Genomic DNA, 25,403 nt, shown 5'->3' on the forward strand with positions numbered 1-25,403 from the left:
TATATTATTTAATTTGAATGATTGCTTTACGATCATAAAAAGCACCATTTAAATTTGTATTGTACATTTTAATCGCTTCCGATCTATCTGTTGTTTTAAATATATATATATGCATGTAGCCTGTTTTTGGATCTACAAAATAATCTGCATCTATGTCATCGTTTCTTAATTCATCTACATTTCTATCAGCTAATGCTTTCTGAGAATTTACGTATACTCGTAAATAATATCCGGGCTCAACTCCTTCGGCCTGCATCGGATAAACCCTCGCTGGTGGTTGAGTTTTTGGCTCTTCATAACTACTAAGCTCTCCTCCTAAGGTAATTTTAACTACGTACACAGGGTCCTTAGTAGTCTTATTAACCTTTATTGTAGAATTATCTTTTTTCTCATCATTCTTTTCAAATAAACGTGTTTTATCATTAAAATCGTCTACCTTTTCTTCTGCCTCCTCTTCTTTAGCAAACCTATCTATGTATACATAGTATAATTTTTTATTAGGTTCAAATACATACTTAGCTTCAATATCTAATCGGGCCCATTTATCTATCAAAGCTTCTGCATTTTCTTTACTTCTAAATTGGTCCGAAACCACATAATACATAGTTCCTCCTCCACCAGAGCGAGTTACAGTACTCTTACGCCATGGTTTATTTGATCTTCTTCTTAATGTGGTATCTTTTGTTTGAGCACTATCTTTAATAATTACTGTATTAGTATTGGTAATTACTTTAGGAGCCGGTTGATTTTTCAGTATTCGTAATACTTCATCTATCTTTTTATTTAGTATATCAATAGAATCCTGTGCTTGTTGAATCTCGTCAGATAAATCGTTATGTTCTGGGTTTTTATATTCTATTTCTTTTTTAGGTGTTCTTTCTGGAAGGTTTACTTTAATATTTCCTGTTCTCCTCTTAGGTCGTTCTCTTGTAAACCTTTTTTTACCAAAATTATAAATAAGTCCAACTTCATTTGTTGCTGCAAAACTACTTTTTTCGTAACTAAATCCTATCGCTAAATTTTCTGAAAGGTTTATTCCAACACCAGCTGAAATTCCATATGTTTTGTCATAACCAGCTTTAACCCAACCTGCTTTAGGTAAATCTACTATAGCGCTCCCTCCAAAACCAAAGTCATCATTCCCTGGTTTTCTAGCGGTTGCTAGGAATCTTACATCAGCTCCTTCAAAAAGCCCTGATGCGTAAGTAAATTCATGAGAGTACATTAGATGTCCCGAAAATGTTTTTTCTCCAAAAGAAGTTGCCATCTCACTTTTTTTAAGATTAAAGTCTACTAAATTCTCGAAAAAGACACCAACATCAAACTTTCCAATAGACAACGTTACTGCTGGTTGAAAATTAACCACAGGATCATCTTGATAATTACTTAAAAAAGTATCGTCATCATCAGTTACTAGAACCTTCCCCCAGTTTAAACTTCTTCTACTATATAAAAAATTAAATCCAAAAGTTAAATCCATCGTTTCATTTAACTGTAAACGATGTGCATAATTTGCTATAGCTCCAAAATCTTTTACCGACCCTACATCTTGTTGATATACAGCCACTCCTGCTCCAACATTTTCTCTCATTTTCCCTGAATACGTAAGCACATATAAACGGGGATTATCATCAAAATCTATGTTACTATTTCTTACTATAGCTGAAAGAGATGTTTTGTTTTCTCGTAATGCAGAAAATGTTGGCACGGTTAAAAAGCGATTAAACTTCATAAAGTTACGAGAACTGAAGCTATTATATTGCTGTTCATTACCAGAAGTTTGCGCTTGTATAACAAACACATTTAATATCAATATAATAAGTAAGGTAATTTTTCTAATCATTCTAACCTTTTTAGTGTAAAACAGATATCGTTCCAGCTTTAATCAATTTGTCTTCTCTTATTATTTTATAATAAAAAACTTTTTGATTTCCTAAATCTTCTGTTGGCCAATCATTTTTGTACTCAGTTGTTTTTAAAATCTCTTTACCATTAGCATTATACAACATTACAGTTACTAGTGGTTGAAACGCATATTTGTTTGATATCTTCCATGTGTCATTTTTACCGTCTCCATTAGGAGTTAAGGTGTTGGGTACTATAATTTGATCATCTGGCTCTACAACTTCTACCGTTCTTGTTACCGAACAGGCCCCTACTTTTACTAATACTGTGTAAAAACCTAGCTCTGTTACTTCTAACTGTTCTGTTGTTGATAATGTGGTTCCTGATATACTCTCTCCTTGATACCACTCATATGACTCTCCCCCTGCTGCTGTTATAGTTGCTGAACTTCCTTCCTCCATTACCACAATCTCAGAAGGAGTTATGGTTACCGCAGAATCATCAAACATCACTACGTTTATAGGCTCTAGTTCATTATCACAACCAAAACCTGAATATTTCAACACATATTCTCCAACTTCAGTTACTATTAAGTTTTCAGGGTTAGCAGGGGTAACATCATCCGTACCATCTTTAATCCACTGATACGTATAACCTGCTACTACATTATTTATTGTATAAGTTATAGAAGACCCAGCACAAAGTGAGTTTGAAGTTGATGTGCTTCTTATTTCGGGTACTTCAGCCAACTTAACATCCAATTCATTAGACACCCCCTCTACACCATTAAAACTTACTTTTAATGTATATGTCCCATTATCTAAATACGAATTAACTTCGTATTCGCTTACTGTTCCTCCTGTTGATACATTATTTTTATACCATTCAAAACTTAGTAAAGCTATTTGATCTGATGTTAGATCATACATATCTCCATTTTCTGCCTCTGCCTTCACCCCTACTATACTTAACTCTGTACTTCTAGTATTACATTCCTCATAGCTCGTTTCCACTCTAATGGTTGGCTCAAATGACGTTACATTTAACAATGTAAACTTTTCAGAATCAACTATATCATCACAAGCTGAACCTGTACTCTTTGTTACTCTTGCATAATATACCCCTGCTGTAGCTGCATCTATGCATAACTGATTTCTAACAGCAGTTCCCATAGTTACATCATCTCTATACCATTCTATAGTAACTTCTGAGGGGTCAGCATCATGTGTAATACACAATTCTTTTTTTTCACCAAATAAAATAATTCTTTCTAAGGCTCCAACATTCGTTACTGTAAAACCTGCTGTAGTTTGTTGTTGTAACACTACATCGTTTGACTTGGTAGTACAGGTTCCTGTATCAATTACCAAATGATACGTTCCAAACTGCCCTGTTGTTGGTGTTGTATAGGTTGAAGAATTAGATGATTGTACTAATTTATTGTCTAAGTACCAATTATAGGTTAAACCTGAACGATTTGTGTTAGCTTCAAAAGTATGTGACTCATCTCCACATATTTCTACGGTTGAAGGCCCTTTAATTTGTTTGGCTGTATTATCTAAGATAATTACATTAGATATTGTAGACTCTCTAAACCCACAAGCTCCATAATCAATTTTCACTTCATACTTTCCAGATAAAGTGACCTCTAGTTTAGGTTCCGTTGTAGTGGTAAATAATACATCATCTTTGTACCATTCGTAATTACCATTCTGATTAGTATTTAATATAAGTTCTGCTGATCCACTATCACAAAGTACAACATCATCATAATTATTTAAAACTAAAGTATCTGTTGAAAATTTATATGCTGCAAACGAATCTGAATCTGGACTGGTCATTACTGGTGAACTAGCAACCAAACGTATCTTGTAATTAGTTCCGTAAGTATTATCAGGCAATTGAAAAGTTCTAGAAAAAGTATATGAAGAATTTTCAGTAGTTACTGTCCCTACATTAATCGGACTTCCCCAATTTCCATCAGCATCAGATAATTCTATCGTAAATACATTATTAGAGTTAAAATCTGACCCCGAGTATTTAAAAATCACATTAAAATCTGTAGCTGCACCATTACAAGCATTAGAAAACTGAATCTCAGGCTTAAGCAGCGTCTGAGATACAGCACTTGTTGCACAAAACAGAAGTGTCGCTAAAAGTAATAAAATGCTTTTAGTGTAATTTTTCATCTAAGGGATCCTTTAAGGGGTGTCAAATTTATAGTTTTTCTTAACAAAAACGGCATTAAAATTAACAAAATTTAACGCCGAAATATATAAAATCTATGTGTAACCTACAACTAAAGTTTACAAACACAAAAAAACAACCTATAAATCACTACAATACAACACTTTAAAAAAAACAAAAAATCTTAAACTTAACCACAAAAAAGCAACCTCATTATATTAAAAATCCACCGTATATTTGCTATCTATTTTTTTGAATCATGACAAAGAAAATCACCATAGCCATTGACGGTTTTTCATCTACAGGAAAGAGTACTATTGCTAAACAATTAGCTAAAGAGCTTAGTTATATTTATGTTGATACTGGTGCTATGTATAGAGCTGTTACTTTATATGCTATGCAGCATAATTATATTTCTAAAAACCATTTTAACTCAGAAAATTTAGTTGCTGATTTACCTAACATTTCTCTATCTTTTACTTTTAATGAAAAACTTGGTTTTGCTGAAATGTTTTTAAACGGAACCAATGTTGAAAAAGAAATTAGAAGTATTGAAGTTTCTAAATTGGTAAGCAAAGTTGCTGAAGTTTCTGAAATTAGAAAAAAGTTAGTTCGTGAGCAGCAGGAAATGGGTAAAAACAAAGGTATTGTTATGGATGGTCGTGATATTGGAACCGTAGTTTTTCCTAATGCTGAACTAAAATTATTTATGACTGCTTCTGCCTACAAACGTGCTACTCGCCGTTATAAAGAATTAATAGATCGTGGTGACAAGGTTAAGTACGAAGAAATTTTACAAAACGTACAAGAACGTGACAGAATAGATTCTACCCGAGAAGACTCTCCTTTGGTCATGGCTGACGATGCTATTGAGTTTGATAATTCTGACATGGGACTTAAAGAACAATTTGAACGTATTATGAGTTTAGTTAATGCTAGAATTCAATAAAAACTTCATATACTATTAATTATAATAAGCCCACAAAGAATTTTGTGGGTTTATTTTTGCTTTTTTTATGTAAAGTTGTAAATTTCTAACATGGAAAATCTTCAAAAAATAATCAACGTTACACAAATACGAAAAGCTGACGAACATACTATTAGTAAAAAAGGAATTACTTCTTTTGCTCTGATGGGACAAGCATCTTTAGCCTTTGTAAAAGCTATTGAACCTTTACTAAACCGTTCTCTAAAAATTGCTATTGTTAGTGGGGTTGGTAATAATGGTGGTGACGGATTTGCTATTGCTAGAATTTTAAAAAGTAAGAAATATACTGTACAACCTTTTTTAGTTCAGTTTAAAGATGTACTTAGCTCAGATTGTGATATTAATTTTCAAAAACTTGATGATACTATCACTATAAAATCAACCAGTACAATTCCTGATTTTTTTGAATATGATGTTATTATTGACGCTATTTTTGGTTTTGGGCTTTCCAAGCCTGTTACTGGTTTTATAAAGCATGTTATTGAAAACATTAATAATGCTAAAAAAACCATATACGCTGTTGATCTTCCTTCTGGTTTATATTGCGATAAGCTTCCTGATTCTGAAACTGTTGTACATGCAGATATAGCAGTGAGCTTTCAAAGACCAAAACTTTCATTCTTTTTTCCTGAAAATGGAAACCATGTAAAAAATTGGAAAACAGTTGATATTGGTTTAGATGAAGATTTTATTCAACAGCAGAAAAGTAACTATTTTATTTTAAACGAAAAGATTACTGAAATTTTAATACCCCGATTACGTCAATCACACAAAGGAAGTTACGGACACGCTTTATTAATTGCAGGTTCTTATGGAAAAATGGGAGCTGCGGTACTCTCTTCAAAAGCTTGCTTACGAAGTGGTGTAGGTCTGCTAACTAGTTACGTACCAAAATGCGGGTATCAAATTATGCAATCTTCCATTCCAGAAGCAATATGCCTAACCGACGAGAATGAAGAATTCGTGACCCAACTCCCAGAAATTTTCAAATACGACATTCTCGCGATAGGTCCAGGATTGGATGTTAACGAAAAAACAACACAACTTGTAAAAAAATTAGTATCGAAAAGTAGTAGCCCGTTAGTTATTGATGCCGATGCTATTAATATTATTGCTCAAAACGAAGAATTAAAATCGTTACTTCCTAAAAACTCTATCTTAACTCCACATATTAAAGAGTTTGATAGATTGGTAGGAAAGTCTGACACCTCAACCGAACGTTTTCAAAAGCAACTTGAGTTTTCTGCAAAATATCAATGTATCGTAGTTTTAAAAAATGCATATACTGTGATTTCTTCTCCTGAAGGAAATTTATACTTCAACACTTCTGGAAACCAAGGAATGGCAACAGGTGGTAGCGGTGATGTACTCACAGGAATTATCACAGGCTTATTAGCACAAAACTACACTCCTCTACATGCCGCTTTATTAGGGGTATTTTTCCACGGAAAAGCAGGCGATGATGCCGCTTGCAAAAAAGGATACAACGCCCTAATTGCTTCTGATATTATTGATGCATTACTAATAGAAAAAAGTTAGTTTTCTTTAGACGTTGATTGAATTAGTATTGCTAATAGCATTACTAAACCGCACCCTAAAGCATTCAACCACAAATACGGTAGCCAATCGATGTACCAAACTGCGATAATAATTAATTGCGTGATTATCGCTGCAATAAATACTGCATTTCCTTTGACAAACTTTATAAAAAAGGCTAATAAGAATATTCCCAACACATTTCCATAAAAAATAGAACCAATAATATTTACAAGCTGAATTAAATTATCAAATAAATCTGCTATACAGGCGACTAAAATTGCCAAAATCCCCCAACCTAGGGTAAACCATTTTGACATTTTTACATAATGCTCTTCGCTATATTCTATTTTCGTATTTCGTTTGTATAAATCAATAGCTGTAGTACCTCCTAAGGCGTTTAATTCAGATGCTGTAGAAGACATTGCTGCAGATAAAATTACCGCTAACAACAAACCTATTAATCCTTTGGGTAAATTATTCAGAATAAAATGAATAAACACATAATCTTTATCATTTGTTTCTACTAACGGATCTACTTTTGAAATAATATTTTTCGCTTCTTCCTTTAGTACCTTATCTTGTTCATTAAACTCTTGAATCTGTGCTACATTCTCAGGAGTTAACCCTTCAAAAATCAGCGCTTTTTTTCTTCCTTCAATAAAACGATGTTGCTCTTCTAATTTTACATATTGTTCTATTGTTTCAAGGTTGGAATTTGCTATTGCTTCTCCTGATTTTGGGTTGAAATTTAACGGTGACGGATTAAACTGATAAAATACAAACACCATCACTCCTACTAACAGAATAAAAAACTGCATCGGTACTTTTAACAGCCCATTAAAAATCAATCCTAATTGACTTTCTCTTAATGATTTTCCTGATAAGTATCGCTGTACTTGGCTTTGGTCTGTTCCAAAATACGATAACATTAAAAATGTCCCCCCTAAAATACCTGTCCAAACCGTGTAACGGTTATTCAAATCCCAAGAAAAATCAAGCACTTTCATTTTATCGGAAGCTCCTGCAATTTCTAGTGCTTTGGTAAATGTAATATCGTCGGGTAAGTATTGTAATATCAAGTAAAAAGCTACAAACATTCCTGCGAAAATTACAGCCATTTGTTGTTTTTGCGTAACACTCACTGCCTTTGTTCCTCCAGAAACAGTATAAATAATTACCAAAACCCCAATGATGATATTCAAAGTAATTAAATCCCAACCCAAAACAGCAGACAAAATAATAGCAGGTGCAAAAATGGTGATTCCAGCTGCTAATCCGCGTTGAATTAAAAACAGAATTGCTGTCAAGGTTCTAGTTTTTTGATCAAACCTTCCTTCTAAATATTCGTAGGCTGTATAAACTTTTAATCGGTGGTAAATAGGAATAAACACCAAACAGATAATTACCATGGCTATTGGTAATCCAAAGTAAAACTGCACAAATCCCATTCCACTATGAAATGCTTGTCCTGGGGTTGATAAAAAGGTTATCGCACTGGCTTGTGTTGCCATAACTGACAAACCAATCGTCCACCATTTACTTTCGTTTCCTCCTTTTATGTAATCTTCAACATTTTTACTTCCTTTGGTTTTCCAAGCTCCATATAAAACAATAAACAATAAGGTTACCGAAAGAACAATCCAATCTATTAGCTGCATGGTTTATTTTGTATATATGTTAGTGATTATGTAAAACAACACGATGTATACTAAATTAGCCACTAAGACTAATGTATACTCTTTTTTCCATACATACTTTTTATCCATACTTTGTTTTTTATTAGTTGATTATTCTTTTGGTTTTTCGTAAAAACTATTGGCTAATGATGCTTCACTTAACAAAGGCATTTTAAACTGAATTGGTTCTCTTCCTGGTTCTGTTGGTTGCCCATTTTCATCTTTAGCATACCAAGTTATGGATTTTGGCAATAACAAACCGTTAACATTTTCCCAATCGTTATATCTTATAATTTTATAAGCATCAGTTGATTCTTTGCTAAAATAAGTAACCGTATACCCTAACCATGCCATTTGTTTTGTTTCTGGATGGTAAAATATAAAATAATTATCATCTGGTGAAGTTCCTACGTTGGCTTTGTATGAAATTTTTATTCCTGGATAGCTAACTCCTTCAAAAGTCAGCGGTTTTGTTTCTGAATACACAATGCCATCATCAGCTAATACAAAAGGCATTGCATAAAAATAAAAATATAGATTGTAATAAAACTCCGGGTTTCCTTTAAACGCTGTTGAATCTTGTTGTTGTAACCACACTTCTTTTCCATCAAACCCTAAAGAATATTCTGGTGAATTCACTACTGTTTTTCGTGAATGTAAGTCTGTAGTATGTTCTTCATTTTTTAGTGTGAATGACAATGTTTTCATTTTTTTCCATTGTTCAATCCCTCCATGTTTTTCAAAAATTTTTTCTAATGTTTTCGGGTATTTTAATGTTGCTACCTCTTCTTTTTTAATTGTTTCCTTTTTAACTTCTTTTTTACATGCTATTGAAACAAGAGCTATAGCGATTAGTACTAGTATTTTTTTCATGATAATTGATTTGTTCTAATTGGTCGAAACTACCATTAGAAATTACAGTAAAAATAAAAAACTCTCTAAATATATATTAGAGAGTTTTATGTTAACTATAAAAATTGAATGAATTATTCATCCGTTAAGGCTTCCATAAAAGCGATTAGGTCTTTAATTTCTTTTTCTGACAAATTCAATTTATCTGATGGTAACGTTTGATTTGGTACTTTATATCCTAATCCTTGTCCACCACCTTTATTATAAAAATCAACTACTTGTTCTAAGGTTTCATACACCCCATTATGCATATAGGGAGCCGTTTTGGATATGTTACGAACGGTAGAAGTTTTGAAAAAGTATTTTCGTTCTTCAGTTTTAAATATATCATAAGCTCCTAAATCATCATCTAACCCTGTTTCTTTCATATTTGGAACTCCAATAGATTCTACTTCTGTTTCCGTAAAATTAGGTGGAACTGTCCCGTTAAACACAGGTGGAAAGTGACAAGTGGCACATTTTGCCTTCCCCATAAAAAGATTAAATCCGTTGATTTCAGAAGTTGTTAAAGTGTTTTCTTTATTGTTGATATTTTTATCAAACTTAGAACTAAAATCGCCTAAACTCCTAATATAATTTGCTATTGCATTTCGGATGTTAAAATCAGTTACTTTTCCATATAAATTAGCAAACGACTTTGTATATACACTGTCATTTTTTACAGTTTCTGTCAAGTTTTCTAAATTGGTATGAAACTCATTCTTGTTTTCAACAACTCCCACAATTTGCCCCTCTAAACTACCTGCTCTTCCATCGTGAAAAAAGGTTTGTTGATAAGCAGCATACGGTAAGATTGGTGTATTTCTTTTTTGTTTTGGAAAAGTTGCTAACCCATCTGTAAAAGCCTTATCTTTAATATGACAAGTAGCACAGCTCATCACACCGTCTTTTGATAAATTCTTATCATTAAATAGTTTTCTTCCTAAAGCTATTTTTTCATTAGACATCGCCTTTTCTAACTGATGATAATCGTTAAAGAAATCAATATTAAATGTTTCTTTAGAAAATAATGAAGTGATGTTATTATTGAACGCCATAGTTAATGGAAACTCTACTTTCCAATCTTCTGAGGTTTTTGCCAACAGCTCCAATTGTTTATGTGTGTGATTTTTTATAAAATCATAGCGATTAAACGACTCAAAATTGCCTTCTTGTAACATTTTTTGAGCTGTCTGCAACTCATTTACAAAATCAGTATACAATTTATCTTTTGAAAACTCACTTTTATAAGTACCTATAATAAAAAGTAAGGTTTCGTAGTTTGTTTTTGCTTCTAATAAAGATTGCTCTAACACTGGTGAATCAAAACCTGTTATTCCTACCAAAGCTATACGGGCAATTTGATCGCGCAACAGCCATAAAACATGGTGTTTTTTTAAATACAACGTGTTATTTGCCCCTATTAGTTTAAGCCTACTTACTGTCTTTTTTATAATGCTCTCTACCTCTGCAACGTCAACTTCATCCTCATTTAATAACTCTTCAATAACTTGAAACCCAAAAGGAGCTCTTATTTTAATATCCGTAGCATCCTCTTCTTCTACCTTTAAAATATTAGGAGCATTTAGACTCTTGTAGTTTTCTTTATCAGCAAAAGCTAATATAGGTTCTATCAACTTAAATTCCCTTCTCGCTAACTTATACTTATTGAGCTTTTCGGAAACCTCATCAACAACATTAATTTCTTCTAAACTTAAAATGCAGTCATCAAGACGCTTTGAATAATATTCTTGAACTTTTGCCACCAAAGCTTGATTATCTAGCTTTGAATAGCTTGTTGCTTTTTCTTGTTTACAACCAATTATAGATACCAGAAAAAGACACATGATAACATGTGCCTTTTTTATTTTTTGAAAATTGTTTGTCATTATCTATCTAATCCTTGAACTACATATAATTGACTTCCTTCTTTTCTTGTTTCCGCTGCATCGTTTGCCATAGGGTCAGTAAATGCTCCTCCATCAGCAGGTTCCCAGCCATGATTTTGAGTAATTAATAAAAACGTATTGCTTACTCCAATAGTTTCAGAAACATCAATCATACCAGTAATTTCCCATGCTTTATCTTGATAAGACGCTCCGTAACCTTGAGCAGAAGCTGCAACCTGATCGCACTCTAACACTTTCTTTACCTCTCCTGTTTTCAAGTTGTATTGATATAAGCTAGCTGCGTGATTCTTTTCACCATCAAAATATCCGTTTGGATCTTCTTGAATATACGCATAGTTTTCTGTAACTACGATATTATCTGGACTATGGAAAGCTTTTGCTTTACCATCTAATTTATCTCCATCTAAAACACAGGTAATTTTTGCTGCTCCAGTAGGATCATTTTCATTTAACTCTACTTTATATACACGCCCATAGATAGTTCCTTTTCCTACTAAACCGTCTTTTTTACGACCTGTTACACAAAAATAGATTTCACGGTTGTTTTTAGCAGAACCTCTTCTCCAATCAATATCTTCTAAACGAGAGAATCCCATCACTCCTTTTTCTTTAGCCTCTGCATCTAATAAATCGATATTCTTTTCGGTTAACTCAACAAAAGAAGCATTATAAGTTGTACCTTCTTTCATATCTACCTCATAAGCAATCCCTTCATCAGTTACCTTTAAACCATATAATTTACCACCTTCTAAATCTCCTCTATCACCTACATACATTCCTAATTGACCTGAAGGTACTTCATTATCTGAATGATCATCTCCAATAAATACAACAGTTTTATCTGCGTACGCATCTTTACCAATTGCCACTGCATTTTCTGTAGACCATTGTCCCATAGCTGTTAACATTTTTGGAGTACTTGCTGCTGAATCATTTTTTAAAGGATCTGTTGCAAAAACCCCTTTAGAAGCTCCTCCCCATTCTCCACCAGATAAATATAATGGACCAAAACCATGTTCTGCCTCTGTAATTAGTGAACCTGAACATTGTGCTGTACTAGCTGTAGCATCTGCATTTAAAATATATTCACCATGTACAGGCTTAAAAGTTTTATCTAATTTAATACGAGCAATTGAATAATCTGCCTCAATATTGTTTATTAAAGTATAAGTTCCATCTGAATTTCTCATTAACCCAGCTCCATCTGCCATAGAACCGTATACAAAGTTTGGTGTATCTTCTAACTTATCTTCAGAAGACAATAAAGGAAAAATGTTTACTCCAGAAAACTCTGATTCTAATTTTAAAAAGTTTGGAGTTTTTGAGTGTGCTTTTAATTCAATTGAATCTCCGTGACTAGGTGTACTATCAGAATCGCAAGATGTTAAAGCTATAGCTCCGCAAACGCCTAAGAACCCTAATTTAAGTAAGTTTTTCATTATTATGTTAATTTTTGTGTTATGTCCGCAAATCAACAACACTTACTTTAAGAAGCTCTTAGCTGTAGTTTAAATCTAGCTCACTAAAAGGTTACCAACTTTAACTAAACTTAAACAACTATTTTTATTCCCACCTCTAAACACTTGTTATTAAAACACAGCACTTAACTATTTATTAACTTACTTAACTCGTTTATCTTCTGACTATATAGCTTTTTTCTAATAAAAAAAGAGCGCCTTAAAAGACACTCTCAGTTTGAATATTTTACTTTGGTTAGAGTAAAAATCATTTTGTTTTTCTTTTTCTTCATAGAACTTTCCCTACGACGTGATATAATTCCCCATTTTATATCTTAACCTTATTGAAGGTCTAAATTTTAACCGAGACAAAAATAAGTCGTCTAATTTTCTTTTTGGTAAGTCAGTGACTTACTTTTAGTAAGTCACTGACTTACTTTTTCACCAAAATGAGGTAAAAAAGACCTCAAAAGCCAAAAATTTCGTTAAAACAGAAATTATTTAAAATTTTATATATTTGTTTTTTATGAAAAAAATGAATTTACATATAGCACAAGAGCTTGTAAGCTTAACATGTAGTTTTCGTGGGAATCCTGATGAAGGAATCTTTCGAAACCGGACGTTGTATGTTAATTATAATGAAAACTCAGATATGATTTGATTATAAAACTAATGATATATAAAGCGTCCAATTAATTTTGGGCGCTTTTTTTATATTTTTTTTGAAAAATGGAATTTTAATTTAAACATACTAAAAACTCTTAATTGAACTCTAAACTACTAACGTACAAAACGTTACAGAAACACTACTTATCTGGATATTATCCGGACAGTCCTTCTTTACCCTAACAACAACACAATCAACTGATTTACAATAACTTAAACCTAAAAAACACTTGTTTTATTGTAAAAATTTCGTATATTTGTACCATACTTATTAAGATACACTTAATTGGTATTATTAATAAATAAAAATTTAAAACGATGGTATTAACTAACACAAACAGAAGTATCAGCTTAGCTTATAGAAAAGGAGCAGATTACGGAACAAAAAAAGACAAGGATGTTTATTGTGGAGCAAAATATTTAATGAGGAGTTAGCAATTATTCTACACTTATATATAACAAAAAAGCGTCTTTTTAAAAAGACGCTTTTTTTATTAAAAAACACATTTTTAACAAGTTAAAACTTGTATAATTCGTTTTTTTTCATTATATTAAGAAGACAAAATAAATGCTATGAAAACATTAAAATTGCACATACTAAATGAAAAAGGACGTTTACTCATTCAACAAGAACGCTTACTAAAATCATCTTCATTATATATAATGTTGTCACTATTTTAGAATTAAAAATCAACTAGCGTTCATTTCAAAATTGCAAACGCTTCCTTTATGACAAAGTAGAATTCCCTGAAGTCTGTTGTACTCAATAGGCCTTAGTAGTAACGCATCTTCATGAATTGATGTTTCAATCAATTTAATTCTACCTACTAACCAAACACTTGGGTTAGATGACTATTGCCTCATTTTAAAATGATGTAATACACGCGAAAATTTATTTCGATGCTATACGAGCCGCACATGCGGCTAGGAAAACTATTGTCAAAATTTAAAAATTGAAATTATGAGAACTTTAAAATTTACACTACTAATAAGCATGTTATTTTTGTTAACTACAAGTTGTACAGACTTAACAGAAGATATTGTACCAAATGACACTGTTTACCAAACAGAATTAGTTACAAGTACTAATGTACCTACCGATGGTACTGGCGATGACGGTACTGGGGGAACTACCGACCTTGATACAGGTGGTGTTGGTGATGGTGACGGTGATGGTACCAAAGGAAATTAACCCTTATTATATTTATAAGCTTTTAACAATATTGTTAAAAGCTTTTTTTTAGTTTTGTCTAAAAACAATAATCTTGAACTATTTAAAGAAAAGCATTTTTTTATTTGTTTTTACCTTTTTAACAGACACTTTTTGTTTCCCTCTTCCATTACAAGAAATTAAACAAAATGACAGTATTAAGATATGGCTTAAGCAGGCCAAAAGCAAAAAATTAGATATAAAATCAAAAAAGAAATTATTACTAAAATCATATGATTGTATTATAAATAATAAAGAAAAACTTCCTTTAGAACTAAGCTCCATTGCCTACGAATTCTACAAATTAAAAGATACTACCTTTTTTTTCAAAATTAACAAAGAAGCATTACAGCTAGCTACACAAACAAAACATACTTATGCTATTGGTGATGCCCATTGGAATTATGCCACCTATTATATAAAATTAGAATTTTATGACAAGGGCTATTATCACCTTGACAAAGCTTTTCAAAACTTTATTGAGAAAGACTTTAAAGATGAAGCATCACAAATACTACAAGGGATGTCTCGAATTAAAGGGCGCTTCAGAGACTATACTGGAGCTGAAATTTTAAACATAAAAGCCATAAAACTTTTTAAAGAATTAAAAAATTATAAGCGCTTACATACATCTTATAACCATTTAGCACAATTACAATTCGATATTAAAGAATATGACAGAGCTTTATATTACTATGAGAAAGCCATTAAGAACTATCAAAAAAGTACTAAAAAAAAATATATCGCCATATATAATAATATTGGTAATGTCTACAAGGAAATAAAAAATTATAAGAAAGCCCTTTACTACTATAACATTGAATTAAAGAATCGTCTTACCCCTATTCAATACTCTATGGTTATAGACAACAGAGCTCACTGTAAACTTCTAATGAATGATATTAAAAATATTAAAGAAGATTTCTTTAAAAGTTTGTCCATAAGAGATAGCTTAAAAAACAAAGAAGGTATTGTTTCTTCAAAAATTCATATTTCAGATTATTATAAATACATCAAAGACACCACAAAAGCGCTACAATATGCTAAAGAAGCCAATTCGCTTGCCAAAGAATTAAAAAATGGGGGAGATTATTTAACTACTTTAAAACAACTAGCCAACTTAGACAAACAAAATTCTAAAAAACACTTAGATCGCTACATAGAGTTTAACGATAGTTTAATTAGCGCTGAAAGAAGAATACAAAACAAGTTTACCCGTATTGAGTTTGAAACAGATGAATATATTGAAGAAACCGAGCGTTTAAGTCAACAACGTATATGGATTATAGTAACTAGTTTTGCAGGTCTATTAGTTCTTAGTTTACTATATTTTTTACGTGTACAAAAGGTAAGAAATGAAAAATTAAAACTAGAAGCGGAACAACAAAAAGCCAATGAAGAAGTATATGTTTTAACACTACAACAACAGGCTAAGTTAGAAGAAGAACGTGTTAACGAACGTAACCGCATTTCGGCAGAACTTCATGATGGTGTTTTAGGAAAACTTTTCGGTACTCGGGTAAACCTTGGTTTTTTAGCTATGCAAATGAAACCTGAAACTCAAGAAAAACACCAAGCTTTTTTAGATGAGTTACAAGAGATAGAAAAGGAAATTAGAGATGTTTCTCACAGATTAAGCGATAATTTTGATAGCACTAATATTAACTTTACAACAATTTTAACACAACTTTTAAAAGATAGAAGTACTATTGGTAATTTTTCTTATAAGTTTAACTTTGATAAAACCATTCCATGGAACGAAATTAACGAGGTTACTAAAGCTAACGTATACCGCATCATTCAAGAGGCTTTACAAAACATTATTAAGCATGCTAAGGCAAAAAATGTTACCTTAGACGCTTCTTTTAAGAGAGAAGAGCTTATTATTTCGTTAAAAGACGACGGAATTGGTTTTAATGCCGAGAAAAAGAAAAAGGGAATTGGAATAAAAAATATTACAGCAAGGGTACAAAAATTAGGTGGTACTTTAGAGTTTATTTCTAAAGAAAACCAAGGAACTACACTTGTTATTATAACCCCTTTTAATACTAAAAATGGAAAGTAAAAAGTATAACGCTTTAATAATTGACGATCATCCTTTAATATCAGAAGCTTATAAAAGTGCTTTTGCCTATATCGAAAGTCAAAATGAAAATATTTCTTTTCATATTCAAATAGCAAATAACTGTGGTGCTGCCGATGAAATTATAGAAACGTATTCTTCTTCTAATCGATCTATTGAAATTATTTTTTTAGATATTAGTTTACCTCCTCTAGAAGAAAAAGGTATTTTATCTGGTGAGGATTTAGGTTTGATTATAAACGAAAAACTTCCTGAGTCTAAAATTATTATCTCCACTACTTTTAACGATAATTACCGAGTACATAGTATTTTAAAAAACGTAAACCCTGATGGGTTCTTAGTTAAAAATGACATTACCCCGGTAGAATTAGTTCATGCTATTGAAGAAGTACTTAACGACCCTCCTTACTACAGCAAAACGGTAATGAAAATGCTGAGAAATCAAGTGTCCAATGAGTATTTTTTAGATGATTTGGATAGAAAGATTTTGTATGAACTATCTATTGGTAATCGTGTAAATAAACTACCCAACATCCTACCCTTATCTTTAGCTGCAGTACAAAAAAGAAAACGACAAATGGCTAAAATATTTGAGGTTGATAATTCTGATGATCGCGATTTGATTTTAATAGCAAAAGAAAAAGGATTCTTATAAGAATCCCTTTTCACTATTTTATAATCTGTTATCAATTATATTCTGTACCACTTCAGGATTTAAGAGTGTAGAAACATCTCCTAAATTATCTAATTCATTATGTGCAATTTTTCGAAGAATACGACGCATAATTTTTCCTGAGCGTGTTTTAGGTACTCCTTCAGTAAACTGAATTTTATCCAACTTCGCTATCGGACCGATATGCTCCGTAATAATTTGATTTATCTCTTTACGTAAGTTATCTTGATTTCTTACCTCTCCGGTTTCTTTCAAAATCACATAACCATATAAAGCGTTTCCTTTTACTTCGTGCGGAAAACCAACTATAGCGCTTTCTGCTACTGCAGGATGCTCATTGATTGCATCTTCTATAGGTGCAGTTCCTAAGTTATGTCCTGAAACAATAATTACATCATCTACCCTACCTGTAATTCGGTAATAGCCTACCTCATCACGAAGAGCACCATCTCCTGTAAAATACATATCATCGAATGCAGAGAAATATGTTTCCTTATAACGCTGATGATTTCCCCATATAGTTCTTGCCATAGATGGCCAAGGGTATTTTATACACAATCTTCCATCAACCTGATTTCCTTTTACTTCTTTTCCGTTTTCATCCATCAATGCTATTTGAATTCCTGGTAAGGGCAACGTTGCGTAAGTTGGTTTTGTTGGAGTGATATAAGGTAAAGGAGAAATCATAATTCCACCAGTTTCAGTTTGCCACCAAGTATCTACAATTGGGCTTTTCTTTTTTCCAACATTATCATTATACCAGTGCCATGCTTCTTCGTTTATAGGTTCCCCTACCGTTCCTAACACTTTTACTGATGAAAGGTTATGGCTATCAACAAATTCTAAGTTCTCTTTTGCTAATGCTCTAATTGCTGTGGGCGCCGTATAAAATTGATTTATGTTGTGCTTCTCTACAATTTCCCAAAAACGACCGAAATCTGGATAACTAGGAACGCCTTCAAACATTACAGTTGTTGCTCCGTTTGCTAACGGACCATACACAATATAACTATGCCCTGTAATCCAACCAATATCTGCGGTACACCAATACACATCATTTTCTTTATAATTGAAAACATTTTTAAACGTATATGCTGTGTATACCATGTAACCAGCTGTGGTATGTAACATTCCTTTTGGACTTCCTGTTGAACCAGAAGTGTATAAAATGAATAATGGATCTTCAGCATCCATAATCTCTGGAACACAATCTTGATAAGCTTCTTCTAATAAAGGTGCTAACCACTTATCTCGTCCTTCTTTTAATTGAATATCTGAATTAATTCTTTTAGCAACTAATACATTTTCTATAGTAGGACAATCTTCTAATGCTTCATCTACAATACTCTTTAAATCAATAGTTTTTGTCCCTCTGTAGGAACCATCTGAAGTAATTACCATTTTTGCTTCGCAATCATTAACTCTCGTTGCTAATGCTGTTGATGAAAATCCTGCAAAAACAACTGAGTGTACTGCTCCGATTCGTGCGCAAGCTAAAACCGAAATAGCTAATTCTGGAATCATTGGTAAGTAAATACAAACTCTATCTCCTTTCTTTATCCCGTGGTCTTTTAAAACATTAGCAAACTTACAAACACGTTTGTGTAGTTCTTTATAAGAAATATGTTGAGCTTCTTCTTTTGGGTTGTTGGGCTCAAATAAAATAGCTGTTTTATCTCCTCTGATATGCAAATGACGGTCAATACAGTTTTCTGTAATATTTAGCTTTGCTCCTTCAAACCATTTGAACTCAGTTTTCTCAAAATTATAGTCCAAAACGGTATCCCATTTTTTCCTCCAAACAAAGTGTTCTTCTGCTATTTCTTCCCAAAATAATTCTGGATTTCTAACGGACTTTCTATATACTTGAAAATATTCTTCTAATGTTTTTACGTGGTAGTTACTCATTCTTATACTCCTTTTTATTTTAGCTTAAGCTACTAAAATAAATCATTTTTAATTGTTTATCAATTTATTAATTCTTCTTCTTAAAACATATACTAACTTTCATCTTCTTGTTGCAATAAACGTGAATGTATAATAAAACGAACTCCTAAAGGAATTTCTAATGAAAAACTTGCTCCTCTTCCTTCAGTTATATCAATGGTTAAGTGCGTGTGCTTCCAGTATTCATATTGATCTTTATTCATATAAAAAGGAACTTCATCTAACACACCTAACAGAATATCACTTTCATCTAAATACATTTCATCTTTAGGAAAAATCATTGGTGATGATCCATCACAACACCCTCCACTTTGATGAAAAATTAATTCGCCATGTTGCTTTTTTAGTTTTTTAACTATTTCTTTTGCTGCATCTGTTATTGCTACTCTTTGCATATTATATTTTTTTATAAAATACTGAGCTTTTTAAAGCTCAGTATTTTCAAACAACTAAAAGAACCCTAACTTGTTTTTATCATACGATATCAACATGTTCTTAGTTTGACGATAGTAATCCATCATCATTAAATGGTTTTCTCTACCAAATCCTGATTTTTTATACCCTCCAAATGGTGCGTGGGCTGGATAAGCATGATAACAATTTACCCAAACTCTTCCTGCTTTAATAGCTCTTGGAATTTGATATAACTGATGTGCATCTCGTGTCCACACTCCTGCTCCTAATCCGTACATGGTATCATTTGCTATTTCTAGCGCTTCTGCTTCATCTTTAAACTTTGTCACACACACAACAGGCCCAAAAATTTCCTCTTGAAATACGCGCATCTTATTGTGTCCTTCTAAAATAGTTGGTTTAATATAAAATCCATTTGCTAACTCTCCTTCTAGTGTATTAACTTCTCCTCCACATAGCACTTTCGCTCCTTCTTCTTTTCCTATTTTAATATACGCTTGAATTTTTTCATATTGATCATTTGATGCTTGTGCTCCTACCATTGTGTTTACATCATACGGACTTTTTTGTACAATTGCTTCTGTTCTTGCCACCACTCGCTCCATAAACTTATCATAGATGTCTTCTTGTACTAAAATACGTGAAGGACAGGTACAAACTTCTCCTTGATTAAAAGCAAATAACACCGCTCCTTCAATTGCTTTATCTAAAAAAGCATCATCTTCATCCATTACACTATTAAAGAAGATATTTGGAGACTTACCTCCTAACTCCATCGTAACTGGATTTAAGTTTTTAGAAGCATACTGCATTATTAACTGTCCTGTAGTAGTTTCTCCTGTAAATGCTACTTTATCTATTCTTGGGCTTGATGCCAATGGTTTTCCTGCTTCTGGACCAAAACCATGAACTACATTAATAACTCCTGGAGGAAAAACATCGGCTATTTTTTCCATTAACAATGTTGCTGATGACGGAGTTTGTTCTGCTGGTTTTAATATTACACAGTTACCTGTAGCCAATGCTGGTGGCAACTTCCACGATAACATTAAAAGAGGAAAGTTCCAAGGAATAATTTGCCCCACAACCCCCAAAGGTTCTTTAATGTTCATTGATAAGGTATTTTGATCAAGCTCTGTTGCACTTCCTTCTTCTGCTCTAATGGCAGCCGCAAAATAGCGCCAATGATCTACTGCCAAAGGAACATCAGCATTTAATGTTTCTCGTATTGGTTTTCCATTATCACAGGTTTCTACTAATGCAAACTCTTCTAAATTTGCTTCAATTATATCTGCTACTTTATTTAGCAATGAAGCTCGTTCTGCTGCTGAAGTGTTTCCCCAACTTTCCTTCGCTGCATTGGCTGCATCTAAAGCTAGTTCTATATCTTCTTTTTGTGATCTTGGATATTTTGCTATGATGCTATTATCAACTGGAGATTTATTTTCAAAATATTCTCCACCTAAGGGAGATACAAACTTCCCATTGATAAAATTTGCATACGTGTCTTTAAATTTTGGTTTCGTGTAACTCATAAAACTTTGTATTTTTGTTCTTTACTTAAATTAACTATCCCGAAATAACACTTCTACAATCAACTTGTGTTAAAAATGAGTATTTCGTAATTTTTGTAAAATTAAAATATCATATAGTCAATATATTGAACATATTTATTAAATTGTAACACATATCTATTATCTCAAAAAAAGGATAAATAGATTTTTGTACTATTGATTATGAACCATTTATTAAGTCGACATAAAGAAAGTAGAAAACTTACTACTTTAATAGAGAACAGAACTACGTATAATGCCGAATATGCTGAGTTGAATATTTTTGAGACTCATAAAAGTGCTGAACAGGTTTCTTTGACTTTTGATTTTCCTGTGATTGCAAGTATGCTCACTGGAAAAAAAGTAATGCATTTAGAAGGCATGGAACCTTTTGATTTTTTCCCTGGTGAATCTGTGGTAATGCCAACTAATAAAGAGATGATTATAGATTTCCCCTTGGCTGAAAAAAATAATCCTACTCAATGTTTGGCTTTAGGTATTGACTCTGATAAGATTGATGAGATAGTAGATAAGTTTAATCACAATGTTACTATAGAGCGCGAAAACAATAATTGGAAATTAAACGAAACTTCTTCTCACCTTGTTCATAATACGGATATTAATCATTTAGTTGGACGTTTAGTACATACGTTTACCGATCAAAACAAATCTAAAGACATTCTTCTTGATCTTATGATACAGGAATTGATTGTTAGATTATTACAAACGAAAGCTAAAGCTTTTATCTTAAACGATCCTTCTGACACGCTTACAGACACCCGCATTGGTATGGTTATTAAGTTTATAAAAAACAACCTCACAAATAAAGATATTACTGTAGAATTGTTAGCTAAGAAAGCTTGTATGAGTACATCTCATTTTCATAAAAAGTTTAAAAACACCTTGGGAATCTCTCCTATTGACTATATAAATTCTGAAAAGATTAAATTTTCTAAAAAACTTATAAAGCAATCTAAAAACCTACGAATCTCTGAAATAGCCTACAAATCAGGTTTTAATAACATTAGCTATTTCAACAGACAGTTTAAAAAAATGGAGATGATTACTCCTCAGCAGTTTAAAAAGTCTTTTATAAAAGAGTAAATCATCAACTTTTTTCAAAAAACTTTTATAGCTACATTTGTTTGATATGATGATATCTCTTTTTCTAGATGTTTTAAGTACTAATTTGTACATAGTCTTACTCTTTTTTATTGTGGCTGTTCTATACTCTTCTGTCGGATTTGGTGGTGGTTCCAGTTACTTGGCTGTTTTAGCACTCACTGGCTTACTTTTTACACAAATAAGAGCTACAGCATTACTTTGTAATGTAATGGTTGTTACAGGTAATGTTTTACTTTATATGCAACAAAAACAATATAATTGGAAAAAGGTTATTCCGCTTACTTTATTTAGTATTCCTATGGCTTTTTTGGGTGGCTATTTACGAATAAGTCAAACTTTTTTCTTTATTCTTTTAGGTTTCACACTACTTTTTGCTGCTATTACCATGTGGAGTTCAAACAAAGTAGTTACCAACAGCAATAAAACTACCGATTTAAACATAGCAAAAAATGCAGGTTATGGCGGAATTATTGGTTTTATTTCTGGAATGGTTGGAATTGGTGGTGGTATTTTCTTAGCTCCGTTACTTCATTTAACCAATTGGGACACTCCTAAAAAAATAGCTGCTACAGCAAGCTTTTTTATTTTAGTAAATTCTATATCTGGATTGATAGGTCAATATGTGAACCCTGAATTTTCTATCGACTGGAAGCTTACTTCTATTTTATTAATTACTGTTTTTATTGGTGGTCAAATTGGTAGTAGAATGAGTAACCAATTCTTTAATTCCACACAACTGAAAAAAGCAACCGCTATTCTAATTGCCTTTGTAAGTATTCGGATTTTAATTAAGTATTTATATTAGCCAATTATTCATATTATTTTCTTCTACATAAAAAAAGCAACGTAAACACGTTGCTCTTTCATCCCCTAAACATAGATAACTATTTCTTAGCCTAACCAAGCATTCATCATCCACAATGTTTTTTCTTGTTCTGCAATAAAGTCACTCATCATTGAGTTTGTTCCTTCATCTTCTGCTTCATCAGACAAATCAAGAATTAAACGTTCTATTTTTAATAGTTCTGATAACGAATCAATAATTAATTTTACTGCTTCAACATCATTTGAAATATTTTTTCCTACTGGTACTTTTGATACACTAGTGTAATCTTCAAAAGTATGCAATGGTGTTCCTTGTAATGTTAAAATACGTTCTGCTATTAAGTCTACTTTTTCTTGTGCATCTGTATAAAATTCTTCAAACTTCATATGCAACTCAAAAAAGTTTTTCCCTTTAATATTCCAGTGTAAACCTCTTGCATTTTGGTAATATACTTGAAAGTTTGCTAGTAGGGCATTTAACTCTTTTACTAAGTTTTCAGTTTTTTGTTTATCTAATCCTAAAATTGTAGTTGACATATTGTTTTGATTTTAAGTTTTTTACTTTTTCTATTACAAATTTAAGGCAAGTTTTAACAGTTTTACTATAAACGTAATCGATTGTTTTAATATCTTTATCAAAAATTATTATTGAAATGACTATAACACAATTAAAATATACACTAGCCGTTGCTGAATATAAAAACTTCACCATAGCTGCAGAACATTGCTTTGTCACGCAACCAACGTTAAGTATGCAAATTCAGAAATTAGAAGAAGAACTAGATGCTAAAATTTTTAACCGCTCAAAAAAGCCTATTGAATTAACTGAAGTTGGTAAGCGTATTGTAGAGCAAGCTAAAGTAATTGTTGATGAAAGTAATCGTATTATTGATATTGTACATCAACAAAAAGGCTATGTAGGTGGTGAGTTTAGACTAGGAATAATCCCTACAATTATGCCTACACTACTTCCTATGTTTTTAAAAACATTTAGTAAGAACTACCCTAAAGTTCAATTAGTTATTGAAGAATTAACTACAGAAGAAATTGTTAGAAAGTTAATGGATGGTTATATAGATGCTGCTATTGCTGCTACTCCATTAGAAAATGAAGCCATAAAAGAGCGTGTTTTATATTATGAACCTTTTGTAGGTTTAGTTCCAAGTGAACATCGATTATTTAAACAAAAGAAATTAAAAGTTGATGATTTAGAAGTTGATGATATTTTATTGTTAGAAGACGGACATTGTTTTAAAGACAGTGTAATTAATCTTTGTAGAACTAATAAAAGAAGCTCTACACATCACTTTCAGTTAGAAAGTGGAAGTTTTGATACATTAATAAAGTTATCTAAAGACGGATTAGGAATGACCTTACTTCCTTATTTAAATACGCTGGATTTAAATGAACGAGACAAAACTCATTTAAGAGAATTTGAATCTCCATCTCCTGCACGTGAAGTTAGCTTGATTTATCACAAATCGCAATTAAAAATGCAATTGATTGAAGCTTTAAAAAGTACTATTGACAGTGTAATTAGAGGCGCTATTGCTTTTAGTGATGTAGAAATTATAAGTCCACTTCAGAAAAAATAAACCTCATTAAGCTAACATTTTAAAATAACTGACCTAGCTATGGGATGGAAAATATCATGCGTAATTATTAACTCTAACAAAGAAATAGAGAAAGAAAAACTCTTAAATAGTATCGGTTTTCATAATCTAAAAAAAATAGTTCCTAAAACGTTTGAAGAGGTTATGTTACCTCCTGGTAATACCGTTTATATTACAAAATACAAAGGAAATTGGATAATATGTGAACAAGAATTACCCATAAAATCATTTGAAGAAAATACTTCCTATGAGGAAAATACACTATCTGATTTTTTCCCTGATACAGAAATATGTTCTATTGCTATTCAAAGCACTGTTAATTTTTGGGGATATTCTGTTACTAAAAATAATCAAAAATTAAGGGTTAAAGGAGGAACATCAGAACTAGGCACCTTTATTGATTTCGGTAAACCTCTTAAAGAGGAAGAAAAACTATTATCTAAGTCAAAAATAGATGAAAATGGAAATAGGTTTTATAATTTCGATGAATTTACTGAAGGAGAATTTACTGAAGATCAAGTAGGTGAAAATTTTGTATTTGAGTTATGTACAAGGTATTTTGGAAAGCAATTGGATTCAGATGATGAGTTATTATTTGATACTAATTTCGAAGGATATAGTTTTTCAAAAACACCTACTAACATAAGAAAAGTTTCTTCTCCTCTTGATAACTTAAATAAAAACACTCAACTAAACACGAAATTCCTAAAGTATCTATTATTTATAGTTGTAATAATCATTATATGCCTAATTCTAAAAAACACATAAAAAATCCCGCTAATAGCGGGATTTTTTATTTTT

Annotated in this window: 19 protein-coding genes; 9 read left to right on the forward strand and 10 right to left on the reverse strand. The window is 31.9% G+C overall.

Annotated elements, in window-relative coordinates:
- Positions 1-4 precede the first annotated feature (4 nt).
- Positions 5-1,843 carry a PorP/SprF family type IX secretion system membrane protein gene (locus D6200_RS04980; protein ID WP_073183077.1) on the reverse strand — a complete coding sequence of 613 codons (1,839 nt, stop codon included), beginning with the start codon at positions 1,841-1,843 and terminating at the stop codon, positions 5-7.
- 10 nt (positions 1,844-1,853) lie between these two features.
- Complete coding sequence (locus D6200_RS04985) at positions 1,854-4,034, reverse strand: T9SS type B sorting domain-containing protein (protein ID WP_073183080.1); 2,181 nt, start codon at positions 4,032-4,034, stop codon at positions 1,854-1,856.
- 257 nt (positions 4,035-4,291) lie between these two features.
- Here D6200_RS04985 and cmk point away from each other — a divergent pair, with 257 nt between their 5' ends.
- On the forward strand, positions 4,292-4,981 hold the full coding sequence (gene cmk, locus D6200_RS04990) for a (d)CMP kinase (RefSeq protein WP_073183082.1): 690 nt from the start codon (positions 4,292-4,294) through the stop codon (positions 4,979-4,981).
- A gap of 90 nt (positions 4,982-5,071) precedes the next feature.
- The gene (locus tag D6200_RS04995) at positions 5,072-6,559 is read left to right on the forward strand and encodes a bifunctional ADP-dependent NAD(P)H-hydrate dehydratase/NAD(P)H-hydrate epimerase (RefSeq protein WP_073183084.1); all 1,488 of its coding nucleotides are present in this window, start codon (positions 5,072-5,074) and stop codon (positions 6,557-6,559) included.
- Here D6200_RS04995 and D6200_RS05000 read toward each other — a convergent pair.
- The 4 genes from D6200_RS05000 to D6200_RS05015 form a co-directional block, all read right to left on the reverse strand.
- Positions 6,556-8,217 carry a sodium:solute symporter gene (locus D6200_RS05000; RefSeq protein ID WP_073183086.1) on the reverse strand — a complete coding sequence of 554 codons (1,662 nt, stop codon included), beginning with the start codon at positions 8,215-8,217 and terminating at the stop codon, positions 6,556-6,558. The two genes, D6200_RS04995 and D6200_RS05000, sit on opposite strands and share 4 nt — an antisense overlap.
- Positions 8,218-8,346: 129 nt before the next feature.
- Entirely contained in the window at positions 8,347-9,108 is a 762-nt protein-coding gene (locus D6200_RS05005; protein ID WP_073183088.1) for a DUF6503 family protein, read from the reverse strand.
- Positions 9,109-9,221: 113 nt separating this feature from the next.
- Positions 9,222-10,973 carry a cytochrome-c peroxidase gene (locus tag D6200_RS05010; RefSeq protein WP_240627201.1) on the reverse strand — a complete coding sequence of 584 codons (1,752 nt, stop codon included), beginning with the start codon at positions 10,971-10,973 and terminating at the stop codon, positions 9,222-9,224.
- Between the two features lie 41 nt (positions 10,974-11,014).
- Positions 11,015-12,475, reverse strand: coding sequence for an alkaline phosphatase PhoX (locus D6200_RS05015; protein ID WP_073183093.1), 1,461 nt, complete (start codon positions 12,473-12,475; stop codon positions 11,015-11,017).
- A gap of 1,645 nt (positions 12,476-14,120) precedes the next feature.
- Here D6200_RS05015 and D6200_RS05020 point away from each other — a divergent pair.
- The 3 genes from D6200_RS05020 to D6200_RS05030 all read left to right on the forward strand — a co-directional run bounded on the left by D6200_RS05020 (position 14,121) and on the right by D6200_RS05030 (position 17,107).
- Complete coding sequence (locus D6200_RS05020) at positions 14,121-14,351, forward strand: hypothetical protein (protein WP_125064376.1); 231 nt, start codon at positions 14,121-14,123, stop codon at positions 14,349-14,351.
- A 73-nt stretch (positions 14,352-14,424) separates the two neighbouring features.
- Positions 14,425-16,434: a tetratricopeptide repeat-containing sensor histidine kinase gene (locus D6200_RS05025; protein WP_073183097.1), complete on the forward strand. Its 2,010-nt coding sequence runs from the start codon at positions 14,425-14,427 to the stop codon at positions 16,432-16,434.
- The gene (locus D6200_RS05030; RefSeq protein WP_047789727.1) at positions 16,424-17,107 is read left to right on the forward strand and encodes a response regulator; all 684 of its coding nucleotides are present in this window, start codon (positions 16,424-16,426) and stop codon (positions 17,105-17,107) included. Before D6200_RS05025 ends, D6200_RS05030 begins: the two co-directional genes overlap by 11 nt.
- Before the next feature lie 18 nt (positions 17,108-17,125).
- Here the strand turns inward: D6200_RS05030 and acs are convergent, their stop codons facing one another.
- From acs to D6200_RS05045, 3 genes are all read right to left on the reverse strand, one after another.
- Positions 17,126-19,033: an acetate--CoA ligase gene (gene acs / locus D6200_RS05035; protein WP_073183099.1), complete on the reverse strand. Its 1,908-nt coding sequence runs from the start codon at positions 19,031-19,033 to the stop codon at positions 17,126-17,128.
- A 92-nt stretch (positions 19,034-19,125) separates the two neighbouring features.
- Complete coding sequence (locus D6200_RS05040) at positions 19,126-19,467, reverse strand: DUF779 domain-containing protein (protein WP_073183101.1); 342 nt, start codon at positions 19,465-19,467, stop codon at positions 19,126-19,128.
- Positions 19,468-19,521: 54 nt separating this feature from the next.
- Positions 19,522-21,021: an aldehyde dehydrogenase family protein gene (locus tag D6200_RS05045; protein ID WP_047789724.1), complete on the reverse strand. Its 1,500-nt coding sequence runs from the start codon at positions 21,019-21,021 to the stop codon at positions 19,522-19,524.
- Between the two features lie 201 nt (positions 21,022-21,222).
- Between D6200_RS05045 and D6200_RS05050 the strand changes: the two genes are divergently transcribed.
- Both D6200_RS05050 and D6200_RS05055 read left to right on the forward strand, forming a co-directional pair.
- Entirely contained in the window at positions 21,223-22,143 is a 921-nt protein-coding gene (locus D6200_RS05050) for an AraC family transcriptional regulator (protein ID WP_073183104.1), read from the forward strand.
- 46 nt (positions 22,144-22,189) lie between these two features.
- Positions 22,190-22,969, forward strand: coding sequence for a sulfite exporter TauE/SafE family protein (locus tag D6200_RS05055; protein ID WP_047789722.1), 780 nt, complete (start codon positions 22,190-22,192; stop codon positions 22,967-22,969).
- Between the two features lie 86 nt (positions 22,970-23,055).
- On the opposite strand, the gene D6200_RS05060 is transcribed toward D6200_RS05055, so the two are convergent.
- Complete coding sequence (locus D6200_RS05060) at positions 23,056-23,526, reverse strand: Dps family protein (RefSeq protein WP_047789721.1); 471 nt, start codon at positions 23,524-23,526, stop codon at positions 23,056-23,058.
- 116 nt (positions 23,527-23,642) lie between these two features.
- On the opposite strand from D6200_RS05060, the gene D6200_RS05065 reads away from it, so the two are divergent.
- Positions 23,643-24,584 (forward strand): hydrogen peroxide-inducible genes activator, encoded by a 942-nt coding sequence (locus D6200_RS05065; RefSeq protein WP_047789720.1) that lies wholly within the window; start codon positions 23,643-23,645, stop codon positions 24,582-24,584.
- Between the two features lie 39 nt (positions 24,585-24,623).
- Positions 24,624-25,370 carry a hypothetical protein gene (locus tag D6200_RS05070; protein WP_073183106.1) on the forward strand — a complete coding sequence of 249 codons (747 nt, stop codon included), beginning with the start codon at positions 24,624-24,626 and terminating at the stop codon, positions 25,368-25,370.
- Positions 25,371-25,403: the final 33 nt, after the last annotated feature.

The sequence above is a fragment of the Tenacibaculum mesophilum genome, from assembly GCF_003867075.1.
Lineage (GTDB): Bacteria > Bacteroidota > Bacteroidia > Flavobacteriales > Flavobacteriaceae > Polaribacter > Polaribacter mesophilus.

Coding starts and splice junctions, on each gene's coding strand:
- D6200_RS04980 (WP_073183077.1), bottom strand. CDS start 1,843: ATGATTAGAAAAATTACCTTACTTATTATATTGATATTAAATGTGTTT.
- D6200_RS04985 (WP_073183080.1), bottom strand. CDS start 4,034: ATGAAAAATTACACTAAAAGCATTTTATTACTTTTAGCGACACTTCTG.
- cmk (WP_073183082.1), top strand. CDS start 4,292: ATGACAAAGAAAATCACCATAGCCATTGACGGTTTTTCATCTACAGGA.
- D6200_RS04995 (WP_073183084.1), top strand. CDS start 5,072: ATGGAAAATCTTCAAAAAATAATCAACGTTACACAAATACGAAAAGCT.
- D6200_RS05000 (WP_073183086.1), bottom strand. CDS start 8,217: ATGCAGCTAATAGATTGGATTGTTCTTTCGGTAACCTTATTGTTTATT.
- D6200_RS05005 (WP_073183088.1), bottom strand. CDS start 9,108: ATGAAAAAAATACTAGTACTAATCGCTATAGCTCTTGTTTCAATAGCA.
- D6200_RS05010 (WP_240627201.1), bottom strand. CDS start 10,973: ATGTGTCTTTTTCTGGTATCTATAATTGGTTGTAAACAAGAAAAAGCA.
- D6200_RS05015 (WP_073183093.1), bottom strand. CDS start 12,475: ATGAAAAACTTACTTAAATTAGGGTTCTTAGGCGTTTGCGGAGCTATA.
- D6200_RS05020 (WP_125064376.1), top strand. CDS start 14,121: ATGAGAACTTTAAAATTTACACTACTAATAAGCATGTTATTTTTGTTA.
- D6200_RS05030 (WP_047789727.1), top strand. CDS start 16,424: ATGGAAAGTAAAAAGTATAACGCTTTAATAATTGACGATCATCCTTTA.
- acs (WP_073183099.1), bottom strand. CDS start 19,033: ATGAGTAACTACCACGTAAAAACATTAGAAGAATATTTTCAAGTATAT.
- D6200_RS05040 (WP_073183101.1), bottom strand. CDS start 19,467: ATGCAAAGAGTAGCAATAACAGATGCAGCAAAAGAAATAGTTAAAAAA.
- D6200_RS05045 (WP_047789724.1), bottom strand. CDS start 21,021: ATGAGTTACACGAAACCAAAATTTAAAGACACGTATGCAAATTTTATC.
- D6200_RS05050 (WP_073183104.1), top strand. CDS start 21,223: ATGAACCATTTATTAAGTCGACATAAAGAAAGTAGAAAACTTACTACT.
- D6200_RS05055 (WP_047789722.1), top strand. CDS start 22,190: ATGATGATATCTCTTTTTCTAGATGTTTTAAGTACTAATTTGTACATA.
- D6200_RS05060 (WP_047789721.1), bottom strand. CDS start 23,526: ATGTCAACTACAATTTTAGGATTAGATAAACAAAAAACTGAAAACTTA.
- D6200_RS05065 (WP_047789720.1), top strand. CDS start 23,643: ATGACTATAACACAATTAAAATATACACTAGCCGTTGCTGAATATAAA.
- D6200_RS05070 (WP_073183106.1), top strand. CDS start 24,624: ATGGGATGGAAAATATCATGCGTAATTATTAACTCTAACAAAGAAATA.